Consider the following 13,834-nt stretch of genomic DNA (forward strand, 5'->3'; position numbering starts at 1 on the left):
TTACCCAATTGCATTCACCTCATCGTCTAATTGGTTGCTACTACTTTTTTTGTCACCATTTTTAGGCTTTGCAAAAATCATTCTACCTGCAGCAGTTTGGAGCACACTTGTCACTAATACTTCTATAGTCTGTCCAATGTGCTTTCTACCTCCATCTACCACAATCATAGTTCCATCATCCAAGTATCCAACGCCCTGACCTTGTTCCTTGCCATCCTTGATTACTTGTACCACCATTTGTTCCCCTGGCAATACTACTGGTTTTACAGCGTTAGCAAGTTCGTTTATATTCAGAACTTGTACTCCTTGAAGTTCAGCCACCTTGTTAAGGTTATAGTCATTGGTTATAACTTGACCTTCCATATCTTGGGCCAAGCGGACTAGTTTGCTATCAACCTCTTGAATGTCGTCATAGTCCTTTTCATAAATCTGCACTATGATATCTGGGTCTTTGCGCATGACATTGAGAATATCCAATCCCCTACGCCCTCTATTACGCTTTAGTAAATCAGATGAGTCTGCAATATGTCTCAATTCCTCTAGAACAAATCCAGGGATAATCATAACCCCTTCTAGGAAACCAGTCTTGCAGATATCTGCAATACGACCATCTATAATTACACTAGTGTCTAGCACCTTATAGTTATCCTTCTTGGTCCCCCTTGAAGCCTTTTCCCTACTAGCTAGCTTGGGAAGCAACGTAAAAAACGATATAATCTCTTCTTTTTTATTGACCCCAAGGCTTAAGCCTAAGTAACCCAGTATCAAGCTACTGATTATAGGTAAGTAATCCCCTATTAAGGGTATTCTTGAAAAAGAGGGGCTCAGCAAAACCGCTATAATAAGTCCTAGTATAAGTCCAATTGCTCCTCCCACAATATCCTGTGTAGGTGTCTTCTGCAATTTCGCTTCAGCCCACCCTACAAGCTTAGTGACCTTGGCAATTACCCATGGTGCTATTATAAACCCTATTAGTGCAAAGGCTCCTCCCACCACACCTAAGACATAGTAAGATTCCACATTTTCTACCACGGCTAAGCCCAGGTTAGATAAATAGTATCCTGCAGTCGTTCCTATTCCCAATGCTATCAAAGTTATAAATCCTCTTGCTATATTATAAAGCATTGTTTCACCTCCTGTTTTTTAATAGTATGCACAATATGGTGGAAGTTTAAAAAATAAAATAAAAAGAAAAAATATGGCATTTACTTATTATAACAGTTTATCTATTGTATTTTCAAGATATAACCAAAAAAACGCCGGATTACGACGTTTTTAGATATATTTTTTTGGTTGCTTTTATTATGCAAAAAACTCTTCCAGCATCCCTTCAACATCTTCCGCCGGGCTATCTTTAGCCAATACTAACTCACTTAGTAATATTTGACGAGCATTTTCAAGCATTTTTCGCTCTCCTGTACTCAACCCTTTTTCCTGCTCTCTCAATGCTAAGTTCTTCACAACTTCTGCAACTTCATATATATTACCGCTTTTTATCTTTTCCATATTGCTTCTATATCTTCTATTCCAATTAGTAGACATACTGGTACAGTCATCTTTGAGAATAGACATGACTTTTTGGTAGCCATCTTCATCAATTATCTGCCTTATCCCTATGTTGTCAATACTATCCATGGGAATCATTACTTTCATTTCTCCTATAGGTAACTTCATAATATAGTAACTTCGCTTTTCACCTAGTACTTCTTTTTCTTCAATGGACTCAATAACACCAGCCCCATGCATAGGGTAAACGACTTTATCTCCAATTTTAAACATCGGAATACCTCCCATTCAATATATTGATTATAGCAAAAAAAACATCCTCTGTCAACAAAATAAAACATTATAACACAATATAGACTTTGTTGTCAATAAAACTCACGTGCATGCCTAAAAGTTCAAATATTGACAAGACCAGTAGTTAAAACGTATAATAAGTTCAACAGAAACCCATGTGGTTTGAAGGAGGGTTAAAGTGTGAAAGACATACTGTGTGATGATTTCCAAAACACTGTATCCGAACTATTGATAAGACACCAGTCCATATTAGATATACAGTCCAAGTTACAAGAAACAAGCTCCCGTGTAAATAGAGCTGTCGCAAAAGCTGTTACAAATTGCGGATGCGTTCAGGTGAAAACTGAAAAAAAGGTTCTGCCGCCAGACAGCTCAATTAGCGATCTAAAGAACCTCATCAACAATCATTTGGAAGGCGAGCTCTGCTCTAGCTGTCGCGACATAATCGAAACTGAAATGGGTAAATCTCTTTTCTACATGGCAGCACTCTGCAATACCTTGGATATAAATTTATATGATGTTTTAATTAAAGAGCATAAAAAGATATCCACTTTAAGGATATTCAACTTTACTTAAATTAGAACTAAAAAAAGACCCTTAGGGTCTTTTTTTTGCATATATCTTGTTTAACAGGAACATAATAATTCTCATATATCTACTATTTCCACCATCAGGAGGCTCATTATGAAGTCACTTTATTTTTCTCTAACCCCTAAGGAAAAAGATTTATATGACTACTACCTCCAGTTTTATATAAATAGCAGCAATAGTAAGGCTTTTATCTTAATGGCTATGGCCGCTGACATGATCCCTCAAAGACACTATGCATTAGCACAAAAGTTATTATATCGAGCCTCAGAAATAACCCAGGATAGATACCTGTCCGCTCGTATACATCTTAATCTAACTCAGCTCTTCCACGACCTTTCTTTTGAAGACCCTCAATATAATTCAAAAAAGAATTACCACAGAGAACAAGTCTTAGCACTGGGCTACTTTGAAGACTTTATTAATGATACCTTTTAGAGATTGCGATCTAGTAAGACTTGCTCTCTCAGTCTTTTCAACCCATCTTTAATTGCCCTTGCTCGCACTTCTCCAATCCCTTCCACATCATCTAGTTCCTCAATACTAGCCTGTAGGATATTTGGTACCGCTCCAAAAGTTTCAGTCAGGTTTTCTACTACTGTATGAGGTAAACGAGGAATCTTTTGTAGAATTCTGTAACCCCTAGGGGTTACAGGTAAATCTAAACTACTTAACGTCCCTCCAAACCCAAGAGCCCTACTTATAATTGTCAAGTCCAGTAATTCCTCTGAGGTCCAGCTTTGCATTATTTGCTTAATACTCTCCACTGTAACTTCTCCATGAGGAACGTAATAATCATTTATAAGCATGGTACCCTCTTCCTCGACATTGGATACTAACTCTTCTAGTTGCATACTAACAAGACGACCTTCATTACCCAATTCACTAATGTATATTTCTATCTCCTTAACAATCCTCATAACCATCTCTAGCCTTTGTACAACTCGCACTACATCATATACAGTTGCAATATCTTCAAATTCCAGAATAGTGAGGTTGCTCAGGGCCTTGTCTAGTACAGTTTTGTACTTTTCTAGGGTTTGAATTGCCTGATTAGCTTTAGTAAGAATAACCCCTATATCTCTCAGCACATACTTTGTATCGCCTTTGTAAATAGTAATTACGCCCCTACGCTGAGAGATCGAGATCACCAATTCTCCTGTTTGCTTAGCAGTACGCTCCGCAGTTCTATGCCTAATTCCTGTTTCCTTCGAGGGTATATTTGATTGTGGCGACAATTGAGTATTTGCCTTTAAAATTCTACTACCACTGCGATTTAGTATAATAGCGCCATCCATTTTAGCCAATTCATATAAATTAGCAGGAGTAAAGGCACAATCAATATTAAATCCACCTTCAACTATATCCATCAGTTCCTCGCTATCACCGATGGCTATAAGTGCCCCTGTTTTAGCCCTGAGGACATTCTCTAATCCATCTCTCAAAACTGTTCCAGGCGCAAGTGTCTTTAATACTTTTATAAAGCTTTCATCTCTTTCTTCACTCATTCTATTCACCTCCTAGAGCAATTTCTAAGGCTTCTCTGATATCTTGAACCCCTGATATTTTCAAGCCAGATGCATCTAATCCAGTTAAACTTCCCTTGGGAATAATACATCTACTAAAGCCTAGTTTTGCAGCTTCATTAATCCTCTTTTCTATTTGGCTAATAGCTCTCACTTCACCAGTCAGTCCTACTTCTCCCATCACTATGGTCTTTCCACTTATAGGCATATCTTTGAGACTAGAGGCAACTGCTGTCACAATTCCCAAATCGGCAGCAGGCTCCAATACTCTCACACCACCCACAACATTGACAAAAGCATCATAGTTTCCTAGGTGAAGTCCCGCTCTCTTCTCCATCACTGCCAGTAGCAGCGCTACTCTATTGCTGTCCAAACCAGTAGTTAACCGCCTGGGATTGCCAAAACTGCTAGAGCTGACTAATGCCTGTATTTCTACTAGCATTGGTCTAGTACCTTCGATAAAGGGAACTACCACAGAACCGGATGCACCAACGGGCCTCTCTGACAAGAACATCTCCGAAGGGTTTAATACTGGTACTAATCCCTTTTCACGCATTTCAAAGATACCCATTTCATTTGTAGAACCAAATCTATTCTTTACTCCCCGAAGTATTCTAAAAGAGTTGTGCCGTTCTCCCTCTAAATAGAGTACTGCATCCACCATATGCTCTAGCATTCTCGGCCCAGCAATATTCCCTTCTTTGGTAACATGGCCTACCAATATTATAGGAACATTTTTTGTTTTAGCTAATCTTAGCAAGTACCCGGTACACTCTCTCACTTGACTAACACTTCCCGGCGCCGATTGAATATCGCTGTGAAAAATAGTCTGAACCGAGTCGATCACAACTAATTGAGGTGCTTCTAGTTCAATCTGTTGCTCTATTAACTCTATGTCTGTCTGAGCCAAAAGGGACAGTTTATCTTGAAAACACTCCATTCGCTTTGCCCTTAATGCTATTTGGCGTACAGACTCTTCTCCAGATACGTATAGTACTTTGCCCTGATTGCTACTGACATTAGAGGCTGCCTGCAGCAATAAAGTGGACTTACCTATACCAGGATCTCCCCCTACAAGAACAAGTGATCCGGGTACAATTCCACCTCCTAAAACCCTATCAAATTCATCAATCCCTAAAGGCATCCTATCCTCATCCTTCAGGTTAATATGTTTAATGGGTTTAGGCTTTTCCTGCAAAGGTATATTTATTTTCCCCCCTTTGCCGCCCTTCTTCCCAGCCAATTCTTCAACAAAACTATTCCATTCCCCACAGCCAGGGCACTTACCCAACCATTTCAAGGATTCATGACCACACTGCTGACAGAAAAAATGTACTTTCGCCTGAGCCAAATTATCTACACTCCTAGGATTTTATTGATTTAGTACATATTATACCATTTTTTATACAAATAACAAACAGGGAACACAAAAAGAAGTGTACTCTAAAAAAGCACACTTCTCTCACTACTTATTTTCTCTTTACTACTATTTCTCCCCCTTGAGCATCAACTATCACTTTATCTCCAAAGGCAAAGGAACCCTTAAGCAATTCTTCAGCTAAATTATCCTCTACTTTATTCTGGATAGTTCGCCTCAAAGGTCTTGCTCCAAAGGCTTCATCGTATCCTTCATCTACAAGAAGCTCTTTGGCTGCCTCTGTCACTTCCACACCAATCCCCTTTTCTTCCATTCTATCAACTAGTTGTTTTAGCATTAACTCTATAATTTTCTTCAGATGTTCTTTTTCAAGGGAGTGGAAAACTATTGTTTCATCTACCCTATTTATAAACTCTGGTCTAAATGCCTTTTTTAGCTCTTCTAAGACCTTGTCTTTCATGTTTTTATATTTTTCATCTTGCTCTGTGGCAAAACCCATTTTTCTAGAAGAATTTTTTATCATTTGAGCACCAACATTAGAGGTCATTATAATAACTGTGTTTTTAAAGTCTACTATTTTCCCTTTATTATCTGTCATTCGACCATCCTCTAAGACCTGTAGCAGAATATTAAATGCCTCTGGATGAGCTTTCTCTATTTCGTCTAAAAGTATTACCGAATAGGGCTTTCTTCTAACTGCCTCTGTCAGTTGCCCTGCTTCTTCATATCCCACATACCCAGGAGGTGCTCCTACCAATCTAGAGACTGAGTGCTTTTCCATGTATTCAGACATATCGATGCGCACCATTAGGTCTTCATCCCCAAACAAAGCCTCCGCTAAGACTCTAGCTAACTCTGTTTTCCCTACACCTGTAGGTCCTAAGAAAAAGAATGAACCTATTGGGCGCTTAGGATCTTTTAGACCTGCTCTAGCTCTACGAACTGCTTTCGCCACCGATGTGACTGCTTCATCCTGTCCCACCACGCGTTGGTGCAGCACTCCTTCCATCTTCAGTAACCGCTCAGTTTCTTCTTCTGTCAATTTTTCTACAGGCACTCCTGTCCATCCAGAAACTACGTTTGCAATTTCCTCTTCTGTAACCTTTAGATCTTCTTGGCCTTTTCTTTTATTCCAGCTACTCTTTTCCTCCTGAAGTTTTTGCTTTAACTCTTGCTCCTTATCTCTTAGTTTGGCAGCCTTTTCAAATTCCTGACTATTGATGGCCGCTGATTTTTCTTTTTGTACCTCCTCTAGTTGAGCTTCTACATCTTTAAGGTCCGTTGGAGTAGTATAAGCCTGCAGCCTGACTTTAGAAGCTGCCTCATCCATTAAGTCAATTGCCTTATCAGGAAGGTATCTATCTGTGATATATCTATTTGAGAGTTCCACCGCTGCCTTTATTGCTTCATCAGTAATTTTAACACTATGATGTGCTTCGTACCTATCTCTCAATCCCATGAGAATTTTTATTGCTTCCTCAGTAGTTGGCTCACCTACTGTAATTGGCTGAAAACGCCTCTCCAAAGCAGCATCTTTTTCTATATGCTTTCTGTATTCATCTAAAGTTGTAGCACCAATGCATTGTAACTCACCGCGAGCCAATGCCGGCTTCAATATGTTTGCAGCGTCTATTGCTCCTTCAGCTGCTCCTGCTCCAATTAAAGTGTGAATTTCATCGATGAATAATATAACATTACCTGCAGCCCTTATCTCTTCAGTAACCTTTCTTAAACGCTCTTCGAATTCACCTCGGTATTTAGTACCTGCTACCAAGGATGATAACTCCAAGGTCACTACTCGCTTATCTAATAACGTCTCAGGAACATTTCTATCCACTACTAATTGGGCTAATCCCTCAGCTATTGCTGTCTTGCCCACCCCAGGCTCTCCAATCAGACACGGGTTATTTTTAGTACGCCTACTTAATACTTGAACTACCCTCTCTATTTCAGCTTTTCTTCCCACGACCGGATCTAATTTATCTTCTTTAGCCAATATAGTCAAATCTCTACCATATTGGTCTAAGGTAGGTGTGTTGCTATTAGTGTTGCCATTGCCTCTGCCTTTAGGTTTCTGAGCATTTGGGCAAGCATGCTGTTCTTGATTACCCATACCGATGATGTGAATGCCCGGATGCTGCTGTTGTTGAATTTGTTGCTGTTGGTAACCTAGCATCTCCAGTAATTTTTTTCTAACCTTCTCCGAGTCTGCTCCTAGTGATGCCAACAATTGGGAAGCTACACCTTCTCCTTCTCTTATAATTCCTAAGAGTATGTGCTCTGTGCCAACGTAATTGACACCTAAGGATCTAGCTTCTTCTAAAGCCAGTTCTAACACCCTTTTTGATCTAGGGGTTAGACCAACTTCACTTACAGATGTTTCACCTTTTCCCATAGCTTCCTCTACTTTTATCTTGATGCTATTTAAGTCTATTCCCAAATCCATTAGAACTCTAGCTGCAACTCCTTGGCCCTCGAGAATTAATCCCATGAGCAAATGTTCAGTACCAATAGCGTCGTGTTGCATTTTTACAGCTTCTTCTTTAGCTAACTGCAAAACCTTATGTGCTCGTTCAGTAAATTTATCAAACACTTAAATTCACCTCCGCTTAGTTTAGACTTTCTCTTATCACCTTTGCCCTCTTGACATCCCTATCGAAGGCTTCCATTTCCCTGCCTTCCATTTTTTGCAAACAGCCTGGGCGAGTCTGAACAATTAGCTGATTTAATATTTTTGACTCTACCTCTTCTATAATTTCAGTATCTACTCCCAACCTTAAATCTGATAGCAAGTTTAGTGCTTCTTCAGAACTTATAACCCTAGCGTAACGCAAAATTCCATAGGCTCGATATATCTTATCCTCTAGATTTTTTTGTCTGTCTTTAAGCATAAGTTTTCTAGCATGTCTCTCTTGATCTATTAGCTGCTTGGTGACTGCTTCCAGGCTTTTTATTATCTCCCGCTCCTCAACACCTAACGTTATTTGGTTAGATATCTGAAATAGGTTTCCATTGGCTTCAGTACCTTCTCCGTAAATGCCACGTACTGCTAGTCCTAGCTGAGGCAAAGTGGCCAATACTCTATTGATCTGCTTAGTCATGACTAGCGCTGGCAAGTGTAGCATCACCGATGCTCGAAGCCCTGTACCAGTATTTGTTGGGCACGCTGTAGAGTACCCCATGTGTTCATCAAACCCCATATCTAACTTAGCTTCAAGGTAATCGTCCACTATATTAGCTTTTTTCAAAGCTTCCTCCAGCTGTAATCCTGGAAAAAGGCACTGAATTCGCATATGATCCTCTTCATTTATCATAATACTTATTGCCTCATCGTTGCTCAAGCTAACTGCCTTGGAGTAACCAGGCTTCATATGTTGAGGGCTGATAAGATGCTTTTCCATTAAAACTTGCCTATCTAAAGCACTTAAATCAGAAATATTCATAAAATCAAGTTCATTTAATTCCTCTAGCGCATCTTGTTCATTTAGCGCATTCTTTATCAATTCATAAACTTCTTTTGCTTGCCCTTCATTAGCCACATGAGGGAACGGATATCCTGACAAGTTTCTAGCTAGCCTAATCCTGCTGCTGATGACTATATCTGAATAAGGACCTGAACCTTCCATCCATTTGCTGGATAAATTTGAATTACCTTCACCCATAACCTAACCCCCTTGCTCAATTTTCTTCTGAAGCTCTTTTATTTGGTCTCGTAGCTTCGCAGCCTGCTCAAACTCCTCTCGGGCTACATGGCCTTTTAACTCTACCCGCAATTTCTCAATATCTCTTTTAAGTTTTATTGAACTGCCAGCTCTCGTAGGTATTTTGCCCTGATGCTTTGTCCTTCCGTGAATTTTTCTAAGTAAGGGTCTAAGTCCTTGATGGAAATCCTGATAGCATTTGTCGCATCCCAACCTGCCACCTTGAGTAAAATCACCATAGGATAAGCCGCAGTGCTTACAGTTAAGTGCATCTGCACGCTGTAGTCCCACCATATTCCCACTAGTTTCATAATCCAACAAACTGCTAAGAAACTTATGGATTGAAAAGTTAGATTCTAATCCTCCAAAATTGTGATGGTTTTTAGCACAGTCTTCACAAAGGCTAATTTCTGTTTTTTTATTGTTTACAATTTTGGTAAGGTGTACAGACGCTGGCTTTTGGTTACACTCCTCACAATACATTTTTCCTCACCTCACTATTTTTGATTACTTACAATGGCCAGTACTATGGCCTTAAAAATATTAGCTCTAATAATATCTCGCGCAGGCAGTGCCACAGCCAATGTTTTTCTGTTAACTGCAGCAAGTATTATCTGTGCTTCTCTCAAAGTAATTACACCAGCCTCTAAGAGCCTGCTTGTATATTTTTCTGCTTCACTCTGACTGACTTCTCCCTCCATCTGCTTTACCATTTCAATTAAGTCTTGATTAGAATGAATGGCTATCCTGGATATTCGCAGATAACCTCCGCCCCCCCGCCTACTTTCAACCATATAACCTTGTTCTACTGTAAAACGCGTACTTAAAACATAATTAATTTGAGAGGGAACACAGTTAAATCTCCGAGCTAAATCTTGCCTACCAAGTTCTACAGTTCCTGTTTTACTCTGGGATAACAAAGCCTTAATATACTTCTCAATTTTACCCGCCAAGCTGACACTCATCCACTCCACTCCTCTGACCTTTCCTGACCTTACACTGTAATTATAAACCATTAGCCCCATATGTATTCAACTTCCATCTTTGACAATTAAGATTAAATATATTCAATTATTTAGCTATATCTCCTAGTTTCTTTATCTTTTATATTAATATTAAAAAGAGGGCTATCCTATAGCCCTCTTAAGAGTTATCTTCTCTTGTATACAAAGTAAGCTAATCCACCTAGCACCAGTGCCGCAATCACCCAGAGAAGTGCATTGCTTCTATCTGTCTCTTCCTCTACAGTATCTTCTACATCCTCTTTTTCTTGTACTGCTCGTTGTGCTAAGCTAGTGGCCTCTTCTGCCTTATTTTTTGCAATCTGTAAAGCTTCTTCTGCTTCAGCGGGATTATGGAAACCCATACTGTTTTCTGCTGCTATCCATTCCCAATTTAAGTGAGATACAAAATAAGCGTCTCTAGCTTGAGTTAACAGATCATCATTTACCCCTTCAGTAAGTCTAGCCTCTTCAATATAGTCAATAGCTGTGCTCATAGTTTCCATTGTATCCTGCATCATATCATAAGTGTTCTCTTGAATTGTGTGAATGGTTTCTCTCAATTCATCGGCACTTTGAGTATGACAGTCACTACATGCGTCTAGGGGATTGTTTAAAGGACTTGTAATCCAGTGCTCTGTGTATATCTGTCCATTATCCTCAACCTTAGGCATATGACAGTCTACACACTCTACGCCCAAATTCCAATGAGTACTCTCCCAATAAAGTTCAGTTTCCGGATGCTGTACCTTATATAGCATGTGATCGATCTCTGGATGTACCCATCCACCAGTTCCGTGATCCTGCCAGAAGTCTACTTCTTCTGTGTAATCAAGCATATCTGCTAACTTTCTCCAAGGGAATACATTATTTTCCTCTCCAAGATTAAAGTTATAGTTTACGTGACACTGTCCACATAATAGGTTTCCGTAGCCTTCATCTTGAGCTGGATGATCTTCTGGCATCTCCTCTAGTGCATCGTGCAAGAAGACGTTGACTGTTCTCAGCTCAGTTTTGTGAGGATCGTGGCAGTTCACACAGGTAATAGGGTGACTAATAACACCACTGCTTAAAAGCTCTTCCACATCTGAATCATATTTAATCTCATCTTCCCACTGATGATAAAAATCCGCACTTTTACATGAATAACATACTGCACCTTTACCCCTTGTGGTCAATTCAATATCTTCTAGCATATTGAAGTGTTCTCGTGGTTCTCTATAGTCCTTAGCGAAGGGGTGACCGCTTAATAGAACTGGTAAAAGTGGAAATTTTTCCATTTTCTGAGGTTGTTGGTCTACCTTTTCCACTGCCATATAGCTCTGCCAGTGCCACTCGTGACAGGTCCTACAATTTTCTGCGCTTACATCGATTTGGGGCTGTACTTCATTTGGGTTCTCAGCGTGTTGATCTGCTCCTTGGTGACAAGTAGCACAATTTACATCCATATGAGGACTCTCAGACATTGCCTCTACTGTAGGTCCATGACATGTGCCGCACACTTCAGTATTAACTTCAACCTGTTCTTGAGCTATTGCTACTTGCAGTGTTAAAAGGCAGAATACAATTGCTAACATAAAAATTATGTACTTTTTCAAAACTCAACCTCCTCTTCTCTAGTGGTATTTTCAAAGTTTATTATTGGCCGTTTTGAGAAATTTATACCATTAAACTTATTTGAATATATAACTCTTATTTACGTTAAACTATTGACACAATATAAGAGTTAGGAGATGATTTTGTGGATAGAGAGAGTGTAGTTCAAGGCAATAACACTACCTATAATATAAATGAAAAAGTAGCATTTAATTTACAAGATGCACTAGACCTACAAGTATCGTCTTTACTAAAGTCTCTTCAATTGGCATTTAGCATCCCAAAAGAAGTACATTTTATTAATATTGATTCCAAAAAAACTTGCTTTCATCAACACGTATTAAATAAAGCAGTGGAAATTATGAAAAGCATTAAAAACATAGGTTCAGAAATGTTTAATTTAGGCAGTATACCTGTTTTTAAGATTGAATCATTTTCAATTCCAGATAACAACGGTTCCCTTGTAAAAGAAATTATCACTGCAAAACAAGAGACTGTTATAAAAATAAAGAGTATTAGAAAGAGTCTAGAAGAGTCAGATCGGGAAAATGTAAAAAAACTTGCAAGAGATGAAGAATATCTAGCAAAGAGCTGGTTACAGATAGCAGATAGCCTATGTACAACTGACTTATATAATGCTGGTTTAGCTACAGGTAGCCAGCACTCAGTTACATCGAAAGATATAAAAATACTACAAGAAGCCCTTGAGTTTAATTTAACTAGCGGAGCATATGTGGTATATTCAGTTGTTACCTCCGGAAATAAAAATTCACGGAAGCTAGAAGACGTTCGAAAAAAAATGGACCACAATCTCGCTATAGCGAACCAGATTATAGCCCTACAAGGGGTTCCAGACTTTGCTTCTATTGATGTAACTATAGATTCAGAATTTGAAACATATGGCTCAAATCAACTTGACTACTTAAGAGGACAAATAAACAGTATTGAAAGCTCCTCTGCAAAGGAACTCCTAGGTAAGATTGTTAATGAAAAGCCTGATTTAGTTCACTAATAAAAAAACGGAAAGCCCTTAAGCTTTCCGTTAGTTATTCATGTTTTTAGCTGCTATCCCCTTGTACAGTAGGGGTTCAGCATCTTTGTCTTCTGGAATAAAATGAGCTACTATTATGGTAACTATAATAGCCAGTACCATGCGACTTATAATTAACATAGTACCACTGGCTCCTACTACTACAAATAATAATGTGTCCTCGACTAGAGCATGAGAAATAGCTAAAAATGTATTTACTATAACTAGCTCTCTCTTAGTTAAGCGTCCCTCTCTAGCATACTGTAGAATTACCCCGGCACCATAAGAGATCCCAAATATTAAGCCCACTAATAGAGGAAAAGTAGCCTCTTTCGAGATTTTAAAAAGTTTTGCCGCTGGGTACATCCAACCATTAATTCGATCTAATAAATTAATATCTTTAGCAACTTCTAAGCCAATCATTAGAGGTATTACTATTAGGGCTATAGTTATTACGTTTTTAAGACTGCCTATTACACCGTCTACCAAAACATTAAATATTAAGTCCATTTTTATCACCTATAATATGATATTAAGAATTAACCCAGCAATAAGGGCCAACCCCATTCTAACTAATAATAAAAAGCTAGTTTTTACACCAGTTTTTGCTCCTATAGCTGTTTCTACAGGTAAGCTATGGGCTAAACTCAACATAACTGCCAGAATAGTTACCTCTTTCATATCAAAGGGTATAGACATTATAACACCAATTGCTGCATAGATATTAATCGCCATTCCCATAACCAAGGCTAAGGCGGCTTCCCCTCTTAAACCTAAGAGTGACATCATTGGCTCCAAGTATCCAGCAAACCAATCTAGTATCATAGTATATTCTAATATAGTAACAAAAATATAGACAGGTACTATAACCTTCCCCAGTTCCCACGAAGTTACTAATCCATTTTTGAAACCGCGTTTCCAAGTGTCTTTTGTTAGCATATCATCTACTCCCTATATAACTGTTCAAATAATAAAAATACCACTATAGCCCAAATCGTTTAGACTAAAGTGGTATAAATAAGTAATTTTGGCTCCTCGAGTAGGACTCGAACCTACAACCTACCGGTTAACAGCCGGTTGCTCCACCATTGAGCTATCGAGGATCATTATGTCTGGCAACGACCTACTCTCCCAGGACCTCTCGGTCCAAGTACCATTGGCGCTGAAGGACTTAACTGCTGTGTTCGGCATGGGAACAGGTGTAACCCCCTCGC

Annotated in this window: 14 protein-coding genes, 1 tRNA gene and 1 rRNA gene; 3 read left to right on the top strand and 13 right to left on the bottom strand. The window is 39.0% G+C overall.

Annotated features, from left to right (window positions below; all coding sequences use genetic code 11):
- Both GGQ84_RS12075 and GGQ84_RS12080 read right to left on the bottom strand, forming a co-directional pair.
- Entirely contained in the window at nucleotides 1-1,125 is a 1,125-nt protein-coding gene (locus tag GGQ84_RS12075) for a PIN/TRAM domain-containing protein (protein ID WP_429162972.1), read from the bottom strand.
- A 177-nt stretch (nucleotides 1,126-1,302) separates the two neighbouring features.
- Complete coding sequence (locus GGQ84_RS12080; protein WP_429162974.1) at nucleotides 1,303-1,779, bottom strand: CarD family transcriptional regulator; 477 nt, start codon at nucleotides 1,777-1,779, stop codon at nucleotides 1,303-1,305.
- Between the two features lie 201 nt (nucleotides 1,780-1,980).
- Here GGQ84_RS12080 and GGQ84_RS12085 point away from each other — a divergent pair, with 201 nt between their 5' ends.
- Nucleotides 1,981-2,376: a nucleoside triphosphate pyrophosphohydrolase family protein gene (locus tag GGQ84_RS12085; protein ID WP_429162975.1), complete on the top strand. Its 396-nt coding sequence runs from the start codon at nucleotides 1,981-1,983 to the stop codon at nucleotides 2,374-2,376.
- A gap of 108 nt (nucleotides 2,377-2,484) precedes the next feature.
- Complete coding sequence (locus GGQ84_RS12090; protein ID WP_429162977.1) at nucleotides 2,485-2,826, top strand: hypothetical protein; 342 nt, start codon at nucleotides 2,485-2,487, stop codon at nucleotides 2,824-2,826.
- Here the strand turns inward: GGQ84_RS12090 and disA are convergent.
- From disA to GGQ84_RS12125, 7 genes are all read right to left on the bottom strand, one after another.
- Nucleotides 2,823-3,896 carry a DNA integrity scanning diadenylate cyclase DisA gene (gene disA / locus GGQ84_RS12095; RefSeq protein WP_429162979.1) on the bottom strand — a complete coding sequence of 358 codons (1,074 nt, stop codon included), beginning with the start codon at nucleotides 3,894-3,896 and terminating at the stop codon, nucleotides 2,823-2,825. The two genes, GGQ84_RS12090 and disA, sit on opposite strands and share 4 nt — an antisense overlap.
- A gap of 1 nt (nucleotide 3,897) precedes the next feature.
- Nucleotides 3,898-5,265, bottom strand: coding sequence for a DNA repair protein RadA (gene radA / locus GGQ84_RS12100; RefSeq protein ID WP_429162981.1), 1,368 nt, complete (start codon nucleotides 5,263-5,265; stop codon nucleotides 3,898-3,900).
- Nucleotides 5,266-5,383: 118 nt separating this feature from the next.
- Nucleotides 5,384-7,885: an ATP-dependent Clp protease ATP-binding subunit gene (locus tag GGQ84_RS12105; protein ID WP_429162983.1), complete on the bottom strand. Its 2,502-nt coding sequence runs from the start codon at nucleotides 7,883-7,885 to the stop codon at nucleotides 5,384-5,386.
- 16 nt (nucleotides 7,886-7,901) lie between these two features.
- The gene (locus GGQ84_RS12110; RefSeq protein WP_429162985.1) at nucleotides 7,902-8,954 is read right to left on the bottom strand and encodes a protein arginine kinase; all 1,053 of its coding nucleotides are present in this window, start codon (nucleotides 8,952-8,954) and stop codon (nucleotides 7,902-7,904) included.
- Nucleotides 8,955-8,957: 3 nt separating this feature from the next.
- Complete coding sequence (locus tag GGQ84_RS12115) at nucleotides 8,958-9,476, bottom strand: UvrB/UvrC motif-containing protein (RefSeq protein WP_429162987.1); 519 nt, start codon at nucleotides 9,474-9,476, stop codon at nucleotides 8,958-8,960.
- 14 nt (nucleotides 9,477-9,490) lie between these two features.
- The gene (locus GGQ84_RS12120; RefSeq protein ID WP_429162988.1) at nucleotides 9,491-9,958 is read right to left on the bottom strand and encodes a CtsR family transcriptional regulator; all 468 of its coding nucleotides are present in this window, start codon (nucleotides 9,956-9,958) and stop codon (nucleotides 9,491-9,493) included.
- Nucleotides 9,959-10,143: 185 nt separating this feature from the next.
- Complete coding sequence (locus GGQ84_RS12125) at nucleotides 10,144-11,592, bottom strand: ammonia-forming cytochrome c nitrite reductase subunit c552 (protein WP_429162990.1); 1,449 nt, start codon at nucleotides 11,590-11,592, stop codon at nucleotides 10,144-10,146.
- A 143-nt stretch (nucleotides 11,593-11,735) separates the two neighbouring features.
- Between GGQ84_RS12125 and GGQ84_RS12130 the strand changes: the two genes are divergently transcribed.
- The gene (locus GGQ84_RS12130; RefSeq protein WP_429162992.1) at nucleotides 11,736-12,602 is read left to right on the top strand and encodes a hypothetical protein; all 867 of its coding nucleotides are present in this window, start codon (nucleotides 11,736-11,738) and stop codon (nucleotides 12,600-12,602) included.
- A gap of 30 nt (nucleotides 12,603-12,632) precedes the next feature.
- Here GGQ84_RS12130 and GGQ84_RS12135 read toward each other — a convergent pair whose 3' ends face one another.
- The 4 genes from GGQ84_RS12135 to rrf form a co-directional block, all read right to left on the bottom strand.
- Complete coding sequence (locus GGQ84_RS12135; RefSeq protein ID WP_429162993.1) at nucleotides 12,633-13,130, bottom strand: nucleoside recognition domain-containing protein; 498 nt, start codon at nucleotides 13,128-13,130, stop codon at nucleotides 12,633-12,635.
- 9 nt (nucleotides 13,131-13,139) lie between these two features.
- Complete coding sequence (locus GGQ84_RS12140; RefSeq protein ID WP_429162995.1) at nucleotides 13,140-13,559, bottom strand: nucleoside recognition domain-containing protein; 420 nt, start codon at nucleotides 13,557-13,559, stop codon at nucleotides 13,140-13,142.
- 89 nt (nucleotides 13,560-13,648) lie between these two features.
- A tRNA-Asn gene (locus tag GGQ84_RS12145) sits at nucleotides 13,649-13,723 on the bottom strand.
- A 7-nt stretch (nucleotides 13,724-13,730) separates the two neighbouring features.
- Nucleotides 13,731-13,834: ribosomal RNA gene (gene rrf, locus GGQ84_RS12150) — 5S ribosomal RNA — on the bottom strand; the annotation flags it as partial.

This window comes from Desulfitispora alkaliphila (genome assembly GCF_050433185.1).
Taxonomy (GTDB): Bacteria; Bacillota; Desulfitisporia; order Desulfitisporales; family Desulfitisporaceae; genus Desulfitispora; species Desulfitispora alkaliphila.